18 protein-coding genes are annotated in these 21370 nt (G+C 72.5%); 8 read left to right on the top strand and 10 right to left on the bottom strand.

Going from position 1 to position 21370, the window contains the following annotated elements:
• The first annotated feature begins 8 nt into the window (after positions 1-8).
• Positions 9-968, top strand: a complete 960-nt coding sequence (locus tag ACWEVS_RS06950) for an alpha/beta hydrolase fold domain-containing protein (RefSeq protein ID WP_452550355.1) — start codon at positions 9-11, stop codon at positions 966-968.
• Positions 969-1008: 40 nt separating this feature from the next.
• Here ACWEVS_RS06950 and ACWEVS_RS06955 read toward each other — a convergent pair whose 3' ends face one another.
• From ACWEVS_RS06955 to ACWEVS_RS06980, 6 genes are read right to left on the bottom strand one after another with little or no spacing between them, the layout of a single operon-like run.
• A complete protein-coding gene (locus tag ACWEVS_RS06955; RefSeq protein ID WP_452550493.1) occupies positions 1009-2733 on the bottom strand; it encodes a glycoside hydrolase family 3 N-terminal domain-containing protein in 1725 nt (574 codons plus the stop codon).
• On the bottom strand, positions 2730-4130 hold the full coding sequence (locus tag ACWEVS_RS06960; protein ID WP_449915124.1) for a carboxylesterase/lipase family protein: 1401 nt from the start codon (positions 4128-4130) through the stop codon (positions 2730-2732). Before ACWEVS_RS06960 ends, ACWEVS_RS06955 begins: the two co-directional genes overlap by 4 nt.
• On the bottom strand, positions 4120-5331 hold the full coding sequence (locus tag ACWEVS_RS06965; RefSeq protein WP_452550358.1) for a PucR family transcriptional regulator: 1212 nt from the start codon (positions 5329-5331) through the stop codon (positions 4120-4122). Before ACWEVS_RS06965 ends, ACWEVS_RS06960 begins: the two co-directional genes overlap by 11 nt.
• 10 nt (positions 5332-5341) lie before the next feature.
• Positions 5342-7462 (bottom strand): hypothetical protein, encoded by a 2121-nt coding sequence (locus tag ACWEVS_RS06970; protein ID WP_452550360.1) that lies wholly within the window; start codon positions 7460-7462, stop codon positions 5342-5344.
• Complete coding sequence (locus ACWEVS_RS06975; protein WP_452550362.1) at positions 7449-9773, bottom strand: glycoside hydrolase family 3 C-terminal domain-containing protein; 2325 nt, start codon at positions 9771-9773, stop codon at positions 7449-7451. The genes ACWEVS_RS06970 and ACWEVS_RS06975 overlap by 14 nt, the downstream gene beginning before the upstream one ends.
• The gene (locus ACWEVS_RS06980) at positions 9770-10339 is read right to left on the bottom strand and encodes a TetR/AcrR family transcriptional regulator (RefSeq protein ID WP_449915134.1); all 570 of its coding nucleotides are present in this window, start codon (positions 10337-10339) and stop codon (positions 9770-9772) included. Before ACWEVS_RS06980 ends, ACWEVS_RS06975 begins: the two co-directional genes overlap by 4 nt.
• A 46-nt stretch (positions 10340-10385) precedes the next feature.
• Here ACWEVS_RS06980 and ACWEVS_RS06985 point away from each other — a divergent pair, with 46 nt between their 5' ends.
• Positions 10386-11309 (top strand): alpha/beta hydrolase, encoded by a 924-nt coding sequence (locus ACWEVS_RS06985; protein WP_452550363.1) that lies wholly within the window; start codon positions 10386-10388, stop codon positions 11307-11309.
• On the opposite strand, the gene ACWEVS_RS06990 is transcribed toward ACWEVS_RS06985, so the two are convergent.
• The gene (locus ACWEVS_RS06990; protein WP_452550365.1) at positions 11287-12669 is read right to left on the bottom strand and encodes a carboxylesterase/lipase family protein; all 1383 of its coding nucleotides are present in this window, start codon (positions 12667-12669) and stop codon (positions 11287-11289) included. The two genes, ACWEVS_RS06985 and ACWEVS_RS06990, sit on opposite strands and share 23 nt — an antisense overlap.
• Before the next feature lie 47 nt (positions 12670-12716).
• Positions 12717-14075: an MFS transporter gene (locus ACWEVS_RS06995; protein WP_452550366.1), complete on the bottom strand. Its 1359-nt coding sequence runs from the start codon at positions 14073-14075 to the stop codon at positions 12717-12719.
• Positions 14076-14228: 153 nt separating this feature from the next.
• Here ACWEVS_RS06995 and ACWEVS_RS07000 point away from each other — a divergent pair, with 153 nt between their 5' ends.
• The 4 genes from ACWEVS_RS07000 (at position 14229) to ACWEVS_RS07015 (ending at position 16119) form a co-directional block, all read left to right on the top strand.
• Positions 14229-14648, top strand: coding sequence for a hypothetical protein (locus tag ACWEVS_RS07000; protein ID WP_452550368.1), 420 nt, complete (start codon positions 14229-14231; stop codon positions 14646-14648).
• A 2-nt stretch (positions 14649-14650) separates the two neighbouring features.
• Positions 14651-14875, top strand: a complete 225-nt coding sequence (locus tag ACWEVS_RS07005) for a helix-turn-helix transcriptional regulator (RefSeq protein WP_354907718.1) — start codon at positions 14651-14653, stop codon at positions 14873-14875.
• 2 nt (positions 14876-14877) lie between these two features.
• On the top strand, positions 14878-15837 hold the full coding sequence (locus ACWEVS_RS07010; RefSeq protein WP_452416376.1) for an NAD(P)-dependent alcohol dehydrogenase: 960 nt from the start codon (positions 14878-14880) through the stop codon (positions 15835-15837).
• A gap of 69 nt (positions 15838-15906) precedes the next feature.
• Positions 15907-16119, top strand: coding sequence for a hypothetical protein (locus ACWEVS_RS07015; RefSeq protein WP_452550369.1), 213 nt, complete (start codon positions 15907-15909; stop codon positions 16117-16119).
• Positions 16120-16295: 176 nt separating this feature from the next.
• Here ACWEVS_RS07015 and ACWEVS_RS07020 read toward each other — a convergent pair whose 3' ends face one another.
• Positions 16296-17720 carry an FAD-binding oxidoreductase gene (locus tag ACWEVS_RS07020; protein ID WP_449915152.1) on the bottom strand — a complete coding sequence of 475 codons (1425 nt, stop codon included), beginning with the start codon at positions 17718-17720 and terminating at the stop codon, positions 16296-16298.
• Positions 17721-18358: 638 nt separating this feature from the next.
• Here ACWEVS_RS07020 and ACWEVS_RS07025 point away from each other — a divergent pair.
• On the top strand, positions 18359-19090 hold the full coding sequence (locus tag ACWEVS_RS07025) for a class I SAM-dependent methyltransferase (protein WP_449915154.1): 732 nt from the start codon (positions 18359-18361) through the stop codon (positions 19088-19090).
• A 396-nt stretch (positions 19091-19486) separates the two neighbouring features.
• Here ACWEVS_RS07025 and ACWEVS_RS07030 read toward each other — a convergent pair whose 3' ends face one another.
• A complete protein-coding gene (locus ACWEVS_RS07030; RefSeq protein WP_452550371.1) occupies positions 19487-19969 on the bottom strand; it encodes a hypothetical protein in 483 nt (160 codons plus the stop codon).
• 583 nt (positions 19970-20552) lie between these two features.
• Here ACWEVS_RS07030 and ACWEVS_RS07035 point away from each other — a divergent pair.
• Positions 20553-21230 carry a GAP family protein gene (locus tag ACWEVS_RS07035; RefSeq protein WP_452550372.1) on the top strand — a complete coding sequence of 226 codons (678 nt, stop codon included), beginning with the start codon at positions 20553-20555 and terminating at the stop codon, positions 21228-21230.
• Positions 21231-21370: the final 140 nt, after the last annotated feature.

The following is a 21370-nucleotide window of genomic DNA, read 5'->3' on the forward strand; positions in this document are numbered from 1 at the left end:
GAGCGTTCATGCACCTCGACCCCCCGCTTGTCCGCCTCTACGGCAGGCTCGCCGCGCACGCGGCCGAGCTGCCGCCCGCCACGCCCGGCGACCTCGACGAGGAGCGCCGCAGGTCCAACGCGACGATGCTGCTCATCGCGCCACCTCATGACCCCTCGCTCCTGGTGGAGGAACACCGGGTGCCGGTCGAGGGCGGGGCGATCACGGTGCGGCTGACCAGGCCGAAGGGTCTCGCCGAGCCGGCTCCGCTGCTGGTGTTCCTGCACGGCGGCGGCTGGTACAAGGGCGACCTCGACGCCGGCGAGGTCGAGTGCGGCCCCCTGGCGAGCCTGGTGCCGTGCGTGGTGGCGTCGGTGGACTACCGGCTGGCGCCCGAGCACCCCTACCCCCTGCCGCTGGAGGACTGCCTGGCCGCCTACCTGTGGCTGCTCGACCACGCGGACGAGCTCGGGATCGACCCGCGCAGGGTCGCGCTCGGCGGCGCCTCGGCGGGCGCCAACCTGACGGCCGCGCTCTGCCTCCTGCTCAGGGACAGGGGGCTGCCGTTGCCGATCTTCCAGCAGCTCGACGCGCCCGCGCTCGACCTCACGCCCGAGGGCAACGACGCGGACGGCGGGCTCGGCGGCCTGACGAGCGCCGAGGTGCTCCGGTACGCCGCCTACTACCTGGGGGCCGACGGCGATCCGCGCGACCCCTACGTCTCGCCGCTGCACGCGCCCGACCTGTCCGGGCTCCCGCCCGCCGCCCTGGTGATCTCCGAGCACGACCCCCTGCGGGCGCACGGCGAGCGCTACCTGGCCAGGCTGCACGAGGCGGGCGTGGCGGCGGCGGCCGTACGGGTGCTCGCCCATCCGCACGGCGGCTGGATCGCGCCCGGCACCGTGACGTTCACGCTGGTGCACGAGATGCGGGCGGGGCTGCTCAGACGGGCGTTCGCGGGCACGCTGATCGCCCCCGTGTCCGGCTAGACCGGCGGCAGGGGAGGGACGGCCGGCCGTCCCTCCCCGGCTACAGCCCCGCGCCGAACGGGAACAGCGGGTCGGCGCTCTCCTGCGGCACGTCAGGACGGCCCGCCTCCACCTCCGCCATCGAGCGGGGCAGCTGGAAGGGCAGGCGCCCCTTCGGCGTGGCACGTCCGAACACGACGTCGAGCACCGCCTCGTCGCTCGCGCCGTAGACGGCCACCAGCGCGGCGGCCCGCTCGGCGATCTCCGAGATGACCGCGGGCCGGTCCAGGTTGATCACGACCACGGTCGGGACCGTGTCGAGCAGGGCCAGGATCTCGGCCAGCCGCTCGGCGGGGAAGTCCAGCCGGCCGCCGCGGAACATCGACTCGTACCAGGTGGAGCGCTTCTCGTAGGGCGCGTCGATCCGCAGCACCGCCAGGTCGGCGGCGCCCGGGTGCTCGGCCGTCTCCACTCTCCAGGCCGCGAGGCCGGTGGTGAACCCCTCGGCGTACACCTTCGGGGCCGCGCCGTCCCCGAGCGCCGGCAGCGGCCCCTTGAGCAGCGTCGCGGCGGCGCGTTGCGCGGCGGCGCCCTCCGCCCGGTAGACGGCGTTGCCGACGATCTCCTCGGCCGCGTCGGGATCCACGAAGGGATGGTCGAACAGGCCGAGGACGAACTTCTCGCGCAGCAGCCTGCGCACCGAGGCGTCGATCCTGTCCTCGGCGACCCTGCCGCTCCTGACCAGCTCGATCACCAGCTCGGTGCAGTGCTCGCCGCCGAGCTGGTCGGCACCCGCCTCGATGATCTTCAGGACGCGTTCCGGCGGGCTCAGGTGCTCCACACCCCACGCCCGCGCGGGGATCGGCTCGCCGAAGACCACCCGGTCGGTGACCAGCGTCCAGTCGGTGCAGACGATCCCGTCGAACCCGAGCTCCTCCCTGAGCAGCCTGGTGACGACCCCGCGGTTGAAGCCGAACCCCACCTCCTCGTACGGCGTGCCGACCGGCATGCCGTAGTAGGGCATGATCTGCGTGGCGCCCGCCGCCAGGGCGGCGCGGAACGGCTCCAGGTGATGGTCGAACCTCCCACCCGGATAGACCTGCTCGCGGCCGTTGGCGTAGTGCGGGTCGAGGCCGTCCTTCTGCGGGCCGCCGCCGGGGAAGTGCTTGACCATGGCGGCCACGCTGCGCGGACCGACCTCGGGCCCGCCGCGCAGGCCCTCCAGGTAGGCGGTGACCAGCCTGGAGGTGAGCGCGGCGTCCTCGCCGAACGTGCCGGAGATCCGCGACCAGCGCGGCTCGGTGGCCAGGTCGATCTGCGGGTGCAGGGCGACCCTGATGCCCACCGCGCAGTACTCCCTGCGCACGATGTCGGCGTACCGGCGCACCAGGGCGGGGTCGCCGATCGCGGCCAGGCCGAGCGGCTCGGGCCACTGCGAGAACGCGCCGGCGCTCATCGAGGCGGCCACGCTCTGGATGAAGGCGTGCCTGGGGTCGGTCGACAGCGTCACGGGGATGCCGAGCCTGGTCTCCCTGGCCCGCTGCTGCAGCTCGTTCTGCCATCTGGCGATGGTGCCCGCGGCGTGCGTGCCGTACAGGTTGAAGTGGGACATGTGCCGCTCGCCGACCATCTCCTCCAGCGAGGGGAAGTCGGCGCCGTCGGGATAGTCGCCGATGACCGCGAGCGTGTGGAACATCAGCCCGGCCTTCTCCTCCAGGGTCATCCTGGGCAGGAGGTCGGATACCCGATCCTCGACGGACAGGGCGGGGTCGCGATAACGCATCATCTGCTCCACAGCTCGTGCACCTCGGCCGCGTGGTCGGCGACCACGCGGCTGTTCTCGTCGAAAACCTGCGTCGGCCTGGTCGCGGCGGACCAGGCGGGCCATCCGGGGTCGCCCGTCTCGGCGAAGCGCACCCATGCCTCGTGCATGGCGCGCGTCAGCGCGGCCGGCGTGTCGGGCCCGGTCATTAGTTGTGCCTCCGCCGTCGCCGTCGTGGCGAACACGAAGGGGATCTCCATCGCGTGCGCGGCCCCGAGCTCGTGCGACGGCGACCGCCAGGCGAACTCGTAGAGCCAGGTGCGCCCGGCGGGCCGGGCGTCGGCCAGCTTCCTGAGCGGGACGCGCAGCAGGTGGTCGGTGATCAGCAGGCCGAACGCCTCGCCGGGCGACAGCCGGGGGTGCAGCACCCGGTACCCCCTGAACACCCGGCCGGGCACCCGCAGCTTCAGCAGCGCCAGGCGCACCATGACGGGCTTGAGCCGTGCCGCCAGGCCCGTCGGCACGAACCAGAGCCGGTACTCCTCGCTGGTCTGCCCGAAGATCACGGGCTTGCCGGGGTCGAGGTCGCGCCCGGTCAGCAGTTCCCCGTCGAGCACCGGGCCGAAGCCCGGCCCGCCCATCAGCGAGCCCTTGCGGGAGACCGCCACCTGCGCGTCCAGCAGGCGTTCGCGGTCGACCGCGGCGAAGGCCGCGGCCGTGGGCGGCACGCCGAGCAGCTTGGCGATCATCGCGGTGGTCTTCCTGGCGGCCGCGGGCGGGCCCACCGCGGGCGGGCCGCTCTGCACGATCGCCCGGCTGAACAGCCCCGCGACGGACGGCACGGTCAGCAGCGCGGCGATGTCGATGGCCCCCGCCGACTCGCCGAACAGCGTCACGTTGCCGGGGTCGCCGCCGAACGCCTCGATGTTGTCGCGCACCCACTCCAGCGCCGCCACCTGGTCGAGCAGGCCGCGGTTCTCCGGCGCGTCGGGGAAGCTGCCGAACCCCTCCACGCCCAGCCGGTAGTTGATCGACACCAGCACGACGCCGCTGCGGGCGAACGCGCCGCCGTCGTAGACGGGCACGGAGTTGGACCCGTTGCGGTTGGACCCGCCGTGCACCCACACCATGACGGGTCTGCGGCCCGACAGGCCGGGGGTCCAGACGTTGAGGTTGAGGCAGTCGTCGCCGTCGATGTGGATCTCGGGGAGGATCGTGTCGAGCGGCGGCGCGTAGGGGCGTTTGGGGGCGGTCGGGCCGTACTCCAGCGCGTCACGCACCCCCTCCCACGAGGCTGGCGGCTCGGGCGCGCGGAAGCGCAGGTCGCCGAAGGGCGGCGCGGCGTACGGCACGCCGCGGAAGACCGCGACGCCGTCCTCCATCCGTCCCCGCAGCTTGCCGTACGTGGTGTCAACGATCATGCGCGTGCCTCGGTAGGTGGACGGGTATGTCCAGATCCTGGTGAAGCGGTGTCCCCGAGTCACTAGGCGCCGGCCGCCGCTTCCTGTCACTCTCTTGTGCCGCCGCACAATTCGTCAGCCGCAGCGCGAGCACCCCCGTGTACAGCGCCGTCACGTCCTCGGGACGCTCCAGCGACCTTCCGGTGAGCTGCTCGACCCGGTCCAGCCGGTTGCGGACGGTGTTGCGGTGGCAGTACAGGCGTCTGGCCAGGTCGGCGGTCGAGTCGCCGGTCCACAGCCACGCCTCGAGCGCCTCCAGCAGCCGCGTGGTGTCGCGCCGGCCCAGCAGCGGGCCCAGGATCGCGCCCGCCAGCCGTTCGGCCAGGTCGGGACTGGCGGCCAGCAGCGCGCCGACCGGCCGCGCGTCCACCGTCGCCACGCCCGTGACCCCCTCGGGCAGGCTGGCGCGCGCCAGCGTGGCCAGACGCAGCGCCGCCGCCGTCTCGGTCAGCCGCTCGTACGGCGGGCTGACCCCCACCCTGCCCCGCATCCCCGCCACCGAGCGGGCCGGCATCACGCCCACCTGGTCGTCGGCGCGCAGCCGCCACGCGCACCCTCCCGGCATCGCCGTGCCGGGGTCGGCCACCACGCACACGTAGGGCCCCTTCGCGGGCAGGCCGAGCGCCTGCGCGCTGCCGTCGAGCGCCGTCCAGTCGTTCACCCTGCCCTCGATGAGCACGTCCAGCAGCACCAGCCGCTGCCGCTCGTCGTGCCTGGTCAGCTCGACCATGGTCTCTCTGTAGCTCTCGGTCACCGCCACCGAGTAGGCGTCGACGAGAGTCCAGATCGCGGTCATGGAGGTGGCCAGCGTGTCGACGGGATAGCCCGGGTGGGCGGTGGCCCGCTCCACCAGGCTCTCCCACAGCACCCTGAACCCGATCCGGTAGGCGTGGAGCAGCGCGCCGAGCGGGAAGCCCTGCGCCGCCCGCAGCCGCGCCGTCTCCCTCGACGCCCCCGTGCACGGCGCGCGCTGCTCGGCCAGGTCGGTGAGCTGGGCCACCAGGTTGCGCCGGTTGTGCTCCTTGACCTCGGCCAGCAGGTCCCGGTCGAGAGCGGCGTAGGTCTCGTCCTCGGCCACGATCGCCGCGAAGATCTTCTCGGTCAGCTCGGGCACGTCCCGCAGCAGCTCGGTGGCGAGCCGCGCCAACGACGGGTAGGCCATGGCGGGGAGCCTACTGTGCGGGTGCACAGCTCACCGTGCCGGTCGGGAAGGCGCCGAACCCCTCCTGCCTGACCCTCCAGGTGCCGTCGCGCGGGAAGCCGCCCTCCTTCGCCATCATCGCCACCGCCGCGAGCAGTCCGCCGTTGGCGGGCAGGTAGACGCTCAGCCCGCCGCGGAACTGCGGCACGTGCCCGCCGGCCAGTGTGCGGTTCTTGGGTGTGTCCATGAGCAGCGCGTCGACCGCCGCCTCGGGCCGGCCCAGCTTGGTGGCGCACATGGCGAGCACCGGGTAGTCCCATCCCCAGGTGCTGGAGAAGTCCCAGCGGGCCAGCACGTCGTCGTAGGTCGCGGCCATCGTGTCCCGATCGATCATCGGGGTCTCCGGCACGAACCCGAGCGCCATCAGCATCGAGGGGTGGTCGTCGGTGACCGTGTACGGCTCGACCGCCACCGCCGCGTAGACCCCGTCACGGACCGGCGGCCTGGCCAGGCCGCCGATGACGGCGTCCCAGGCGGCGCACCTGCCCATGCCCAGCCGTTCCCGCCAGTCCTGCGCGACGCCGAGCGCCCACGCCCAGTAGGCCAGCTCGAACGTCGGGTCGGCCGTGCGGGCCCGGTCCGGGTAGTAGGTCTCCTGGGCGGGCACGACCGGAGGGCCGAGATGGTAGGTGCCGCCGTCCTCCTCGGCGAAGTCGGCCATGAACGCGGCGGTCTCGAGGACGATCTCCCGGTAGCGTTCCAGAACGGCGTCGCCGCCGCCGTTCAGCCGGAGCAGCTCGGCGTAGTAGATCGGGTGCGGCTGCTGCCAGATGATGAACGCGCCGATGTCGCTCGGCGACTCGCGCCCGTCGGGGCCGACCTGCTTGGGCCACCTGGCTCCCGCGTAGCCCTGCCGCCGGGCGGTCTCCCCGGCCGCGCCGAGGATGTCCCGGTACCAGCCGAGGCTCCGTTCGAGCAGGTCGGGCCGCCCCCACACGGCGAAGTGGGCGGCGTGCCACCAGTGCATCTCCAGGTGGAACTTGCCGCCCCACGAGTTGTGGACCAGCCCGGACTCCTGGGGCGGCATGGTGCCCGCGCAGTGGACGGCGGTGAGGTAGCGCGACAGGACGACCCTGCGCTCCAGCTCGCGGGCGCGGGGGTCGGAACTGCCCTCGAAGCTGATGGCGGCGCCGCGGGTCCAGAAGTCGCGCCAGTGCGCGGCGGCCACCTGCCGCACCTCCTCGAAGGCGGGCAGGTCGCCGGCGCGGGTTCCGTCGGTCGGCTCGGAGGCGGGCCGGTCGCCGGCGCGGGTTGCGGCGCGGGTTGCGGCGAAGGCGGCGGTGGCGGTGAGCTCGTCCGCCGCGGTCCCGATCAGCAGCTCAGGGCCGAGCACGCCGTCCGTCGCCACCTCCACCACGTACCGGGCGTCGCCGACCCGCCGCTCGGCCCACGCCTCGCCGTACACGGTCTCCTGGAGCAGCTTCTCGCCCTCCAGCAGCGGGTCGGCCTGATCGGGGAAGGACAGCCTGAGCCGCAACCGCCCGTCCGCCAGCAGCGGGGACCGCACCCGGGTGGCCACCAGGTCGCGGTCCGGGTGGACGACCGTCCACACCTCGACGGGGCGGCCGAACACCGTGAAGCGCGCGTGCACGCACCCGGTCCACAGGTCGAGCTCCACGCGCGTGGCCGTCAGGTCGCCGAGGCCCACCTGCCGGCCGGCGAAGTCGAGCCCCAGCCTGCCGAGGTCGAGCCGGCGCGGGTTGGCGTACAGCCACGCCGCCGCCTCCGGCACCGGGCCCAGGCCGTCGGGGTAGCGCACCTCGCCGCGCCTGGTCCGGTAGCCGGTGGCGGCCTCGTCCAGCGTGTGCGGCCGGCCGGGCGCCGTGGCGTACCAGCCCCACGTCGACTGGACGCGCAGCGGCACGGGGAAGTCGTCGAGGTCGAACTCCCGCGCCGGCAGCCGCCTGACGCCGTGCTCGTCGGTCACCAGGACCGGCCTCGGCAGCAGCTCGTGCGCGTGCGGGAAGGTCTGCAGCCCCGTGACGTCCACGTTGACGGCGAAGTCACCGTTGCCCACGCTGAGCGTGGACGAAGGATGCCACGTGGTCACCACCACGTTGTGGCCGCGCACCAGCCGCTCACGGTCGATCATCGCGCATCCTCGCCGCCAGCTCCTCGAGGCTCTCTGGGTCGATCTTCGAGCCGGGGAACCGCGCCAGACGGCTCAGCGGGATCGAACCGATCGTCTTGACGTAGTCGTCGGTCAGGAAGCGGGAGGGCTCCCGCACCACGTCGAGCAGCGCCGTACGGCCGGCCGAGTCGGCGAACCAGTCGCCGAGCGGCGAGTCCGGCGTGAGCACGGGACGCCTGCCGGCCACGTCGAGGCCGACATCGGCGGACAGGCGCAGGTCCCGGGAGGAGGCGCCCACGTGGACGCGCGCCGTGCCGGACTCCGCCTGCCACCGGCCGCCGGCCACGTCGAAGTAGGCGAAGTCGCGGTAGCCGAGCGTGAAGCGGACCTCGGCGCTCTCGCCGGGCTCCAGCGCGAGCTTCGTGAAGCCGCGCAGCTCCCTGACCGGACGCCTGACCGTGGCGCTCGGCGCCGACACGTAGAGCTGGACCACCTCGCGCCCGTGCCTGCCGCCGGTGTTGGTGACGCGTGCCGCCACCTCGACCGCGATCTCCTCGTCGGTTCCCGTCACCGACACGGTCAGGTCGGAGTAGGCGAAGCTCGTGTAGGACAGGCCGTGGCCGAAGGGGTAGCTGACCTCGCCGTCGACGGCGTCGTGGTAGCGGTAGCCGACGAAGACGCCTTCGCCGTAGCGCACCTCGTCGGGGTCACCGGGGAAGTTGAGGTAGCTGGGGGTGTCCTCCAGGCGCAGCGGGATCGTCTCGGCCAGCCGTCCTGACGGGTTGACCACGCCGAACAGGATGTCGGCGACGGCGCCGCCGCCGGCCTGTCCGAGCAGCCAGCCCTCCAGGATCGCGGCGACCTTCGCGTCCCACTCCGACACCGTCACCACGCCGCCGTTGGACAGCACCACCACGGTCCTGGCGGCCGTCGCGGTCACCGCGTCGAGCAGCGCGCGCTGGCCGGCGGGCAGGTCGAGGTGGGTGCGGTCGTAGCCCTCCGACTCCTCGCCCTCGGGCAGGCCGAGGAAGACCACGGTGACGTCGGCCGCCGCCGCGACGGCGCGGGCCTGGGCGACCAGCTCGTCGTCGGGCTCGCTCGAGTCGAGCCGGTAGCCGGGCGCGAAGGGCAGGTCGGCGCCGGCGGCGGCGCGCATCTCGCTCAGCGCGTCGTCGAGCCTGGTCGGAATGATCTGCGAGCTTCCCGCGCCCTGGTAGCGGGGGGTGCGGGCGAGCTCGCCCACGACGGCGACGGAGGCGGTGGGGTCGAGCGGGAGCACGCCGTCGTTCTTCAGCAGCACCGCGCACTGCCCGGCGACCTCGCGGGCCAGCCGGTGGTGCTCCTCGGCGCCCGCCACGGCGATCGCGACCGCGCCGCCGGCCTGGGCCGCCTCGTAGGCGCGGGTGAAGTCCGGCGTGCCGGCGTGCGGGAAGGCGCCAGGGGCGGCGCCGGCGCGGGCGACCCGTACCGCCTCGGGCTGGGCGGCCTGCGCCCGCGCGACCAGCGCGAGCACCCGCTGGGCCGCGAGATCCAGCAGCTCGGGGTCGAGCCGCCCGTCGCGGACGGCCTCGACGATCTGCGCGTCGGTGACGCCGCCCGAGGTGGGCATCTCCAGGTCGAGCCCTGCCCGCACGCCCGCCACCCGGTCGTCGACCGCGCCCCAGTCGGACATGACCAGGCCGTCGAAGCCCCATTCCTCGCGCAGGACCTGGGTGAGCAGCCAGCGGTTCTGCGAGGCGTACTCGCCGTTGACCTTGTTGTAGGCGCACATCACGGTCCACGGGCGGGCCTGCTTGATCACGTGCTCGAACCCGGCGAGGTAGATCTCGCGCAGGGTGCGCTCGTCGACCTCGGCGCTGACGCGCAGCCGGTTGGTCTCCTGGTTGTTGGCGGCGAAGTGCTTGAGCGCCGCGCCGACGCCGCGCGACTGCAGGCCCTCCACGAGCGCCGCGCCGAGCACGCCGCTGACCAGCGGGTCCTCCGACAGGTACTCGAAGTTGCGCCCGCACAGCGGCGAGCGCTTGATGTTGATGCCGGGGCCGAGCAGCACCTGCACGCCCAGCGAGCGAGCCTCGGTGCCCAGGGCGGCGCCGACCCTGCGCAGCAGGTCGGCGTCCCATGACGAGCCGAGGGCGACGGCGGGCGGCATGCAGGTGGCGGGGATGCTGTGCCCGATGCCGAGATGGTCTCCGCCGACGATCTGGCGGCGCACGCCGTGCGGGCCGTCGCTCAGGGTGATCGAGGGGACTGCGGCGCGGTCGACGGGCTTGGTGGTCCAGAGGGAGGCGCCGGAGGTCAGCGACGCCTTTTCGGCGATGGTCAGGTCGTTCACGGGGCGATCGTGTCCAGGTAGTCGTCGAGGGAGGCGAGCAGGTCGAAGTCGGGTTCGAGCAGCCACTGGGTCTGGAGGCCGTCGAGCACGGCGATGAGCACGGGCCCCATGGCCGTGTCGCTCACCTCGCCCCTGCTCTTGGCCTTGTCGAGGGTGCTGGAGAACAGCTCCCGGCTGGTGCGGTAGCGCTGCCGGAAGAACTCGTGGGCGGGGTGTCGTGGATCGACGGCCTCGGCGGACAGGGTCACGAACAGCCGCATGACGCCTGCCGCGGCCATGTTGCGGGTCATCAGCTCGCGGGTCGCCTCGCGGAAGCTGCCCGCTTGCGCCCATGTCGTCTCGAACCAGGGGATGTCGGTGTCGTCTCGCTGCTGCAGTACGGCGGCCAGGAGAGCCTCCTTGGAAGGGAAGTAGTGCAGGACGCCCGCCGGCGTGAGGCCCACCTGGGCGGCCACGTCGCGCAGGGAGGCGCCCCGGTAGCCCTTGATGCTGAACAGCTCGCGGGCGGCGTCGAGGATCTGCTCCCGGCGGGCGGCGCCCACGGTGGAGAGCTTGCGTGCGGCCATGAAGTCAAGGCTAACAAAACCACCTATCAGTTGGTAGGTTTTTGCCATGGCACTCGATCCCCTCCTCGTTCCCCTGCTCGAGCTCTACTCGTCCCTGCCCGCGCCGGAGCACGACGACGTCGCCGAACGCCGCCGGGCACAGCGCGCGCGGTCCGCCGAGGAACGCCCGTACACGCGTTACGTCGAGCCCGCGCCCAGCGTGGCGGAGGTCTACGACGTGACCGTCCCGCCCGACGGCATCGGCGCGCGGGTCTACCGCGCGGGCGGGGACAGCACGGGCACGCTGGTCTTCTACCACGGCGGCGGCTGGTGGTCGGGACACCCCGACGACACCGACACGCGGTGCAGGACCATCGCCGCGGGGACCGGCGTCACCGTGGTCAGCGTCGACTACCGGCTGGCGCCCGAGCACCGCTTCCCCGCGCACGTCGACGACTGCTACCACGCGCTGGAGTGGGCGGCCGCGCAGGACTTCGGCCCCGGCTGGCTCGGCGTCGCGGGCGAGAGCGCGGGCGGCAACCTCGCCGCCGCCATGGCGCTGCAGGCCAAGGCGCGCGGCGGGCCTGCGCTGAACCTGCAGATCATGGAGATCCCCGCGCTCGACCTGACGCTGTCGTCCCCCTCGGTCGACAGGTACGCCGAGGGATACGTGCTGACCAGCAAGGAGATCCGCTGGTGCGTCGAGAACTACCTCGGCGACCACGACCCCACCGACCCGCTGGTCTCCCCGCTGCACGCCGACGACCTGACCGGCCTTCCCCCCGCCGTCATCCTGACGGCCCAGTACGACCCGCTCGCCGACGACGGCAGCCGCTACGCCGAACGGCTGGCGGCCGCCGGGGTGCCGGTGACCTACAGGGAGTTCGAGGGGCAGGTGCACGGCTCGCACGGGCTCACCGCGCTCCTGCCCGTCGCCCGCGAGTGGCGGACGACCCTGCTCGAGGCCATCAGGGCGAGCCTGGCAGCCTGACCACGCCGCCGCCCGGCGAGTCGAACACCATCACCGGGCGGCCCTCCTCCCACGCCGGCCAGCCGGGCTCGCCGTACGTGACGAAGCGCACCCAGGCGGCGTGCATCCGGTCGGCGAGCTCCTGCGGACCGCCCGGCCCGCAGATCGCCTCGGCCTCCGGGGTGCCGAGCGTGTCGAAGACGTAGTTGAGCTCCACCGCGTGCGCCGCGCCGAGGCCGTGGACCGGCGAGCGCCACCCGAACTCGTACATCCACGTGCGCGCCCCGCGGGCCTCGGCCAGCGCGTGCATCGGCCGGCGCAGCAGCAGCTCCGTGGTCAGGTCGCCGAGGATCTCGCCGCTGCTCGCCCCGGGGTGCGCCCGCCGGAGCGCGGCGAGCTCCCTCCGCGGCACCCTGAACTTCAACCGCGCGGCCAGCAGGTGCAGCCAGGTGACCTTGTCGAGCATCCCGGTGGGCGCGTACCACAGCCGGTACTCCTCGGCCGTGTACCCCATCAGGAGCGGGATGTCCGCCCCCGCGCCGTCGAGCAGCGCGGCGCCCGGATCGGACACCACCGGCTCGTTTCCCGGCACGGGCCCGAAGCCCGCATTCCTGCGCTGCGTCCGCGCCTGGCTGGCCAGCAGGTCCGCCGGAGACACGGCGGCGAACGCCTCCCGCGTGGCGGGGATGCCGAGGTCCTTGGCCATCAGGTCGGTGATCCGCCGTGAGGACCCCGCGGGGCCCGGCCCGACCGGACCGCTCTGGATGACCGCCCCGGCCATCAGCTCCTTCGCCGACGGATGGGCGAGGAGCGCGGCCACCGATCCGCCGCCCGCCGACTGGCCCGCGACCGTGACCCTGCCGGGGTCGCCGCCGAAGGCCGCGATGTTGTCCCGCACCCAGCGCAGTGCCGCCACCTGGTCGGCGAGCCCCAGGTGCGGGGGCGCGTCGTCGAGCACCGAGAAGCCCTCGGCGCCCAGCCGGTAGTTGACCGACACCAGCACCACGCCGTCACGGGCGAAGGCGCGCCCGTCGTAGGTGCCGAGCGCGTTGCTCCCCCTGGTGAGCGCGCCCCCCGGCAGCCAGACCATGACGGGGTGGCCGGCGCCCTCCGCGGGCGCCCAGATGTTCACGTTGAGGATCTCGTCGCCGTCGATGATCACGCTGGGCAGGACCTTCTCCAGCCCTCCCGTGTACGGCAGCTGCGGCGGCGTCGGGCCCATGCGGGTCGCGTCGCGCACGCCGTCCCAGCGGTCGTGCGGCCGCGGCGCCCTGAACCGGTCCTCCCCGTACGGCGCGGCGGCATAGGGCACCCCCAGGAACGCGGCGATCCCCCCTTCGACGTGTCCCCGCACGGCACCCTGCCCGGTCTTGACGATCACATGTCCTCCCCTGTCCGGCCGCCGGTCCCGTGCCGTCGCCGCGCCGGTCACGCCGGCTCCACCACGGCCGTGCGCCGTTCGGCCAGCCGCTCGGCCGCCTCCCGCGCCACAGCCCTGCTGATCGGGTAGGCCATGAACGCCAGCGCACCCACCAGCCCGATCCCCGCGGGCACGAGGCTCTGCGCCAGGAGGATCCCGTTCAGAGTCTCCGCGCTCTGCGCCACGCCGCCGCTGCGGTAGCCGGTCAGCGCGAGCGTGTAGGCCAGCAGGCCGCCGCCGATCCCGCCGCCCGCCTTGGCCGCGAAGGACGTCATCGCCGCCAGCGACGCCTCCGTCCTGAACCCGTGCTTCCACTCGGTGTAGTCGGTGAGCTCGGCCAGCAGCACCAGGCTGAGCGCCACCGCGCCGCCGAACCCGATCCCCGTCAGGGCGAAGCAGGCCAGCACGGGCAGCGGATCCGTCGGCACGACCATCAGCAGCGCCAGCCCGGTGATCGACACCCCGAGGCTCGCCACGTACAGCGGCTTCGCTCCTGCCCGCCGCGCCAGCGCCGGCACCACCACGGCGCCGCCGACCATCGGGATCGCCATCACGAACGCCGCGGCCGACAGGTACTTCTGGTCGCCGATGTAGTAGAGGAAGAAGTACGGCATCGCCGCCGTCAGCGCCCCGCTGGCCGCCTGCACCGACACCTTCGACAGCAGCAGGATCGGCACCGCACTGCCGGAGAAGAACACCTTGCGCACGTCCGACAGCCGGTACCGCTCCGGCGAGAGCGGCACTACCCGCTCGCGCACCCGCGCCACCATGACGGTCACGAGGCAGAGCCCGGCGACCGCCGAGCCGATGACGTAGGTGAGCCAGCCGGTGGTCCCGCCGCCCAGAGCGTTCACCACCGGCAGGGTCAGCCCTGTGGCCAGCGCCGCCGCGAACAGCCCGGTGACGCCGACGATCGCGGCCAGCTGGCCGCGGGTGCGGGGGTCGCCGCTGATCGCGGGCACCAGCGAGGTCATCGGGATCTGGAAGAGGTCCAGCAGCAGGCCCCACAGCAGGTAGGTGATCCAGACCGCGACGAGCGCGTTCGGCAGCATCGCTGGCACGACGAACAGCGCGACGACGCAGAAGACGCACAGCACGGCGCCCAGGAGGACGTACGGGCGGAACCTGCCCCACCGGGTGGGCGGGAGGTGGTCGACGAGGTAGCCCATGAGCGGGTCACTGGCGCCGTCGGCGATCCTGGCGACCAGCATCAGCGTGCCGACGGCCGCCGCGCCCATGCCCACGACGTCGGTGAGGTACAGCAGCAGGAAGCCGGAGCCGGCGCCCATGAGCACGCCGCCGAGCACTCCCGAGAAGAAGGCGAGCTTCTCCCCCACGCCGGGCTTGTCGTCCATCTCGCTCCTCACATCCAAAACCTACCAACTGATAGGTAGATGACTCAGGCTAGAGTCGACCGCCGCGCACCGTCAACAGCCGGCGTGATGTCAAGAATTCTTGACCTCACGTCCGTGATGTTTTACATTCCTCGATGTCTACTTTCTTTTACATGAGGGGTATGCGTGTCCATCGAGGAGAAACGCGTCTGGATCTACGCCGCGATCGCGACCGGCGTGCCCATCGTCTACTTCGTCGTCATCCTCCGGCAGCTCTCGACCACGGACGTCACCCACGTCGCCTACGTCTGGCCGCTGCTCACCGCCATCACCGTGGCCGTCGTCATGAACATCGCCGGCAGCGTCGTGACCGCGGTCGCCTCCCCCAGAGAGGCCGGCAAGCGGGACGAGCGCGACGTCGACATCCACCTCCACGGCCAGCGCGTCGAGTACCTCGTCCTGGTCCTCGGCGGCGTGACCGCCTTCGGCCTGGCGCTGGCGAGGATCGAGCACTTCTGGATCGCCAACGCCCTCTACCTGGCCTTCGCCCTCTCGGCCGTCGCCTCGTCGATCGCCAAGATCGTCGCCTACCGCCGGGGATTCTGACCATGGGCAAGCCCACCAAGGTCACGAACGTGATCCGGTCCCTCCGCTTCGCCCACGGCGAGATGACCCAGGCGGAGCTGGCCGACCGCATCGGCGTGACCCGCCAGACCGTCATCGCCATCGAGCAGGGCCGGTACTCGCCGTCGTTGGAGATGGCCTTCCGGATCGCCCGCGTGTTCGGCGCCCCCCTCGACGAGGTCTTCCAGTACCCCGACACCGAAGGATGACCATGAAAGCGATCGTCCGCGACACCTACGGCCCGCCCGACCGGCTCCGCCTCGCCGACATCGACCAACCGGCCGTCGGCGACGACGACGTGCTCGTCCAGGTCGTCGCGGCGGGCCTCGACCAGGGCGTCTGGCATCTCGTCACCGGCGTGCCGTACCTGGCCCGCCTCGCCATGGGCGTGCGCAGGCCGCGGGTCCGCGTCCCCGGACAGGACATGGCCGGCCGGGTCGCCGCCGTCGGCCGCGACGTGACCCGCTTCCAGCCGGGCGACGAGGTGTACGGCACCTGCGAGGGCGCCTTCGCCGAGTACGCCGGCACCCACCAGAACCGGCTCGTGGCCAAACCCGCCGCCCTCACCTTCGAGCAGGCGGCCGCGATCCCCACCTCCGCCTGCACCGCCTTCCAGGCCCTGGCCACCGTACGGGCGGGGCAGCGGGTCCTGGTCATCGGCGCGGGCGGCGGCGTGGGCACGTTCGCCGTCCAGCTGGCCAAGGTGTCGGACGCGCACGTCACCGGCGTGTGCAGCACCGCGAAGACCGCGCTGGTCCGGTCGATCGGCGCGGACGAGGTCATCGACCACACCCGTGACGACTTCGCCGCCGCAGGCCACCGCTACGACCTCATCGTCGACACGGGAGGCAACCGCCGGCTGTCACTCCTGCGCCGCTGCCTCACCCCCAGGGGGACGCTGGTCGTCGTCGGCGGCGAGAACGGCGGACGATGGCTGACCGGCACCGACCGCCAGCTGCGGATGATGCTCCTCGACCGGTTCGTCGGCCAGAAACTGCAGCCCCTGTTCACCACCATCCGCCAGGCGGACCTGCTGGCCCTGACGGAGCTGGCCGAGGCGGGACGGCTCACCCCGGCGATCGACCGCACCTACCCGCTCGCGCAGGCCGCCGAGGCGATCGGCTACCTGCGCGAAGGACGCGCGGCGGGCAAGGTCGTCATCACCGTTTAGCCCCGGTTCGGCGGTCACATTCCTTCCACCCGGCTGCTCAGCCGCTTCCAGCCGGTCGACGCCCGCGACGTGGCCGAGCGGCTCGCCGAGCCGGCCCCCGGCGAACCGGCTGCCCTGATGCCTGATCTGGCAGGCCTGATGCCCGACCTGGCAGGCCTGATGCCCGACCTGGCAGGCCTGGTGCCCGACCTGGCATGCCTGATGCCCGACCTGGCGGCCCCGAGGTGTACGGCATGGCCGACCTGGCGCGCCATCTGCGGGCGTGCGGCAGGCACCGGCTGATGACGCCGGTCAGGATGCCGGGCAAGGCCGGGCGCGCCTACCGGGCCGGGCAGAACCTCACCCTCGACGGCGCCACCCCGGGCACCCGCAACTGGGAGGATGGCCTGGCCGAGCGGGTCGGCCGGCTCTCGCACAGACGGCCTTCCCGCCTTGATCGCTCTATGTCCAGCGCAGTCCTAGACGGGCACGACGTTGGCATTGAGACGGAACAGGTTGTCCGGATCGTAGCGCCGCTTGACGTCCCGCAGCCGCTCCAGGTTGTCGCCGAAGGCCGACTGGACCACCTCTGGCGTCTCTTCCGGCGCGGCGCTGTCGAAGCTGAGGTACGGCCGGCCGGTCGAGAACTTCTCGGCATCGGCGATGACCTGCCGTACCCAGGCGATGTGAGCGTCCGCGTCCTGGTCGCGCCAGTTGGCGTCCACGCTCAGCATGCTGCTCGCGTCGCGCGCGGCGTACGCCGTCGCGTGCGGGTTCACGTGGTTGATCGCTCCGCCGAGCAGCGGCACGTGCACCATGGACTCCGGCGAGGTCCGCGCGAGCCCGTGCCGTACGATCACGTCCGCCGCCTGGCTGGGAGGCCCGCTGAGCATCAGCGACTTCCAGTAGCTGGACAGCTGGCCCTTGACGAAGAAGAAGTCGAAGGCCGCCTGGAACATGCGGTACGGCATCGGGGCGCTCAGATCGGCGAGCGGGGTGCCGAGCTGCCGTAGCGGCCGCAGCACCTTCTCCCCCTCGTCGGGCGGCCCCGCGTACAGGGCGCCGGTGATGAGCACGTCCCTGCCGTGGATCTCCGGTGGCATGTGCGGATCCGTCGGGATCGTCCAGAAGATGGCCCTGGTGGTGACCTCGTCGGGCACCGTCCCGGCCCAGTCGCTCCAGGCGCGGAACACCTCGTCCTGGTGGTCGGCGTAGACCGGGACCGCGCACATCACGATCGGGCCGACGGGCTGGGCGGCGAACTCGAAGGCGGTGACCACGCCGAAGTTGCCGCCGCCGCCCCGCAGCGCCCAGAACAGGTCATCGTTCTCCAGCTCGCTGGCGCGCCGCAGCCGTCCGTCGGCCGTGACGATCTCGACAGCGCGCAGGTTGTCGCAGGACAGGCCGTACTTGCGGTGCAGCCACCCGATGCCGCCGCTCAGGGTGAGCCCGGCGACGCCGGTCGTCGACACCACCCCGCCCGGAACGGCGAGGTTGAACACCTGGGCCTCCCTGTCGACGTCGCCCCACGTGGCGCCGCCCTGGACGCGCACCAGACGGGCGTCGGGATCGACCCAGACGCCGCGCATCCCGGACAGGTCGATGAGCAGCGCGCCGTCGCGCGCGGAGTGCCCCGCGATGCTGTGGCCGCCGCTGCGCACCGCGGCCAGCAGGCCGTACTCGCGCGCGAGATTGACCGCGTCGATGACGTCCGCGGCGCCCGAGCACCTGATGACGAGGGCGGGACGGCGATCGATCAGCCCGTTCTGCACCGCCCTGACAGCGTCGTAGTCGGCGTCCTCCTGCGTGATGAGCGAACCCCGGAAGGTCATCCGGAGTTCTTCGAGTTTGTCGTCGTCCAGTGTGACGGTTTCGCCCGAGAGCGTCTCGACCTTGATCGACATGGGCTGCCCCCTTCAGGGCGGTGCGTGATCCCCCCAGCGGACCGGTCTCTCCCCGCACCGGGGCGACCCCGTCCGCGGCGCTTGCCTCATCCCTCCGAACATGCCGCCTATCTGCGGCGATGTCCCGACCTCACCCCGTGACTTCCCACAGTAACCCGTCACCACGCCCCCGCATCAGACCTCCGGCCCCCATCCACCCACCCGCCACCACACCTCAAGGCCCACCCCTGCCCCGGCGTTTGAGGTGGGCCTTTTGATCAGGCTTTCTGGTGGGGCCTTTCTGGTGAGGCCTTTTGGCGGAGCCTTTCTGGGGGCCTTGCGCCGGGAGGCCTTCTGGTGGGGCCTTCTGGTGGGGCCTTCTGGTGGGGCCTTTTGGCGGGGGCCTTTTGGCGGGGGCCTTTTGGCGGGGGCTTCTGGTGGGGCCTTTTGGCGAGGGGCTTTCTGGCCTTCTGGTGGGGCCCCTGTGGTGCGCCGGCCCCGGCGGTCCTGCCCCCGCCCCCAGCGTCGCCGCGCTTCCCGGCTGCCAGTACGACGAGAGAACGGCATCCGACCTGCGCCGACGCACCGTCCGCTCCATAGGATCAACCGTCCGCTCCATAGGATCAGAAGCACCGCCCACCACCGTCGAGGGAGCCCGAGTGAACCGCAGCATCCGCACCATGGACGACGTCATGAACCTGCTCGACCGGCTGTTCGCGTCGGACGCCGACCGATGGACGGAGCAGGCGTCGACCTGGTGGGACGACTTCTACACCGACCGCTCCAAGCCGGTCCCCTTCTTCGCCGACAAGCCGGACGAGAGCCTCGTGTCCTACCTCGAACGCGGCATGCTCCGCCCCGGACGCGCGCTGGACCTGGGCTGCGGCCCCGGCCGCAACGCCATCCACCTCGCCACGCTCGGCTTCGAGGTCGACGCCATCGACCTGTCCCCGACGGCTGTGGCGTGGGCGGAGGAGCGCGCCAGGAAGGCCGGCGCCGACGTCCGCTTCCACTGCGGCGACGCCTTCACCGCCGACCTCCGGCCCGGCCGGTACGACCTGGTCTACGACTCCGGCTGCCTGCACCACCTGCCGCCGCACCGCCGGGTGAGCTACCTGAACCTGCTGGACAGGCTGCTGGCCCCCGGCGGCCACCTCGCCCTCACCTGCTTCGCCTCCGGCGCCATGGGCTCCGAACTCCAGGACGAGGAGTTCTACCGCGACGGCCGCCTGCACGGCGGGCTCGCCTACACCCCCGACGAGCTGCGCTGGATCTTCAGCGACTACAAGGAGGTGGAGATCCGCCAGATGCGCGAGCAGTCACCCGACGCCCCCACCTTCGGCGTCCCCTTCCTCCTGACCGCCCTGTTCCACCGTCCCGCGAACAGCTGACGAACCCACCCCACCCCACCGCCCCGGAAGACGCCCCCCGGAGACCACTCACACCACCGCCCCTCCGGAAACCACTCACCGCACCGGCGGACGCCCCTCCGGGAACGGCACTCGCCCCACCGGCGGACACTCCTCCGAAAACCACGCTCGCCCCACCGGCCCGGTGGACGACGGCCCGGAAACCACCCTCACCCCACCGGCCTGGCGGACGCCCCTCCGGAACCGCCCGCCCTCGCCCGCCACTGCGGACATCCATCCGGAAACACCTCCACCCGCCCTACAAGCAACCGCCCGGAAACACCCTCGCCCACCGCCCCGCGGCCGACCGCCCAAGAAGCAGCGCGGACGGCGGCGGCACTCGCTCCGCCACCCCGCAGACACCAGCGGGGATGAACGTCAGCAGAGACTGCCGCCACTGGGCGCGGAACTGACCTGCACCACGTAGTCCGCTCCATCCTTCTCGGGCGCTCCGTCGGCGACCCACACCGACAGATAGACCACCCGCCCCTGGACGGACTTCCTGAAACACAGCCCCGCCGCGTCCTCCTCGCCTGCCACCCTCTCCCACCCGCCCTTGCCGGCGGCCTCCCGGTAGAAGGGCAGCACGCCCGCTCGCGAACCCGGAAGACGGTAGTCCTGCTCGGCATACGCCAGCCGGTCGTCGTCATCGCATCCACCGCGACGCCCGCCGTACGGCTCGGCGGCGTCCGGGCGGACATCGAGAACGCCGAGCCTGACGAGGGACGACGCGACCCGCTTGTCCTCCTCGGTGCACCTGTAGGGAAAGAAAAAGCGATTCGCCACGACCTCCAGGATCCAGAAGGCACCCGCGACGGCGGCACAGCCCACCACCAGGACGGCGACGATCGCCCGCTTCACGTCCGCACCACCCCTGGCCGGAGCCCCTGCCCGCCGGGGACCACGACCACGCCGGGCTCCCGGGCCAGCTTCACCACGGCCACGAACACAGGCAGCAGAAGCAGCACGACGGCGACGACACCCACCGGAAGCAGCCACCAGGGCCGCCCGGCGGCACGAGTCATGGCCGGCCCGGAAGGCGCCGTCCGGTGCGTCCCCTGACGACCGGAGGGCGGCGACACGAGCGGTCCCCGCGATGCGTCCACCTGAGATCCCTGCCCTTCCGCCCTGGTCGGACGATCATCGGAACGCTAGCAGCCCGCCCGCTCCACAGGGGAAGCGCCAGGACCGCCTCGACCCTTCTGGACCCCGCGACCACGGCGTCCAGCTCTGGACAGATCCGGCGACGCGAAGAGCTCCGACCCGACGGCGGACGCGGGTGACCACGCCAAGGCCGCCACAACGATCCCACGACCGGGTGGGATGATGGGTGCGGGAGGGCTCCCGGACGCCTCGGTCGTCCGCGCGACGCGCGCCGAGCGTGCGAGCCTGACCCCGAGCGCCTGGTCAGCGAGATCATCTGTGATCGTCGTTGGAGGACGCCATGGGGACAGCCCTCGGTGATGTGCTCGGGCTCGCCGCCGCGGTCGCGATCAGCCCACTCCCGATCATCGCCATCATCATCATCCTGGGTACGCCGAGGGGACGTCTCAACGGGCTGCTGTTCACCCTGGGATGGGTCATCGGGCTCTTCGTCCTGGGCGCGGTGATGCTGGCGATCGGCGGGCCGGCCGCCGGCGCGACCCCGTCGAAGCCCGCCGCCTGGGTGGGCGACCTCAAGCTCGCCCTGGGCGTGCTGCTCGTCGTGCTCGGCGGGCGGCAGTGGCACCGGCGACCTCCCGCGGGCGCGGAGGCGGAGCTCCCCAAATGGATGTCCGCGATCGACCGCTTCTCACCGGCCAAGGTCTTCGGGCTCGGCATCGTGCTGTCGGCGGCCAACCTCAAGAACGCCCCGCTCACCATCGCCGCAGGCGCCTCGATCAGCGCGGCCGCGATTCCACCCGGGCAGCAGATCACGGTACTGGCCGTGTTCGTGATCATCGCCTCCCTGGGACTTCTGGCGCCCCTGTCGGTCTTCCTCCTCATGGGAGAACGCGCCAAGAGCATGCTCGACAACTGGAGGGGCTGGGCCGCCCGGCACAACACCGCCATCATGGCCGTCCTGTTCGCCGTCCTCGGCGTGAAGCTGCTCGGGGACGGCATCCGCATCCTCGCCCCCTGACCGACGCCCGCGCCGCAGCCGACCAGCCGGCCCCTACCCGCTGCGGCGACCAACCCTGGGGCAGCACCGAGACCTCGTTGAAGACCGCCTGGTTCCAGGAGAAGCGAGGCCCGCCGGGCGGAAAGCCATCGTGGAAGACC

It is taken from the genome of Nonomuraea sp. NPDC003754 (genome assembly GCF_053605785.1).

Excerpts from the sequence above, each read along its gene's own strand:
- ACWEVS_RS06950 (WP_452550355.1), top strand. The coding sequence starts at position 9 with ATGCACCTCGACCCCCCGCTTGTCCGCCTCTACGGCAGGCTCGCCGCG.
- ACWEVS_RS06955 (WP_452550493.1), bottom strand. The coding sequence starts at position 2,733 with ATGATGCGTTATCGCGACCCCGCCCTGTCCGTCGAGGATCGGGTATCC.
- ACWEVS_RS06960 (WP_449915124.1), bottom strand. The coding sequence starts at position 4,130 with ATGATCGTTGACACCACGTACGGCAAGCTGCGGGGACGGATGGAGGAC.
- ACWEVS_RS06965 (WP_452550358.1), bottom strand. The coding sequence starts at position 5,331 with ATGGCCTACCCGTCGTTGGCGCGGCTCGCCACCGAGCTGCTGCGGGAC.
- ACWEVS_RS06970 (WP_452550360.1), bottom strand. The coding sequence starts at position 7,462 with ATGATCGACCGTGAGCGGCTGGTGCGCGGCCACAACGTGGTGGTGACC.
- ACWEVS_RS06980 (WP_449915134.1), bottom strand. The coding sequence starts at position 10,339 with ATGGCCGCACGCAAGCTCTCCACCGTGGGCGCCGCCCGCCGGGAGCAG.
- ACWEVS_RS06985 (WP_452550363.1), top strand. The coding sequence starts at position 10,386 with ATGGCACTCGATCCCCTCCTCGTTCCCCTGCTCGAGCTCTACTCGTCC.
- ACWEVS_RS07005 (WP_354907718.1), top strand. The coding sequence starts at position 14,651 with ATGGGCAAGCCCACCAAGGTCACGAACGTGATCCGGTCCCTCCGCTTC.
- ACWEVS_RS07010 (WP_452416376.1), top strand. The coding sequence starts at position 14,878 with ATGAAAGCGATCGTCCGCGACACCTACGGCCCGCCCGACCGGCTCCGC.
- ACWEVS_RS07020 (WP_449915152.1), bottom strand. The coding sequence starts at position 17,720 with ATGTCGATCAAGGTCGAGACGCTCTCGGGCGAAACCGTCACACTGGAC.
- ACWEVS_RS07035 (WP_452550372.1), top strand. The coding sequence starts at position 20,553 with ATGGGGACAGCCCTCGGTGATGTGCTCGGGCTCGCCGCCGCGGTCGCG.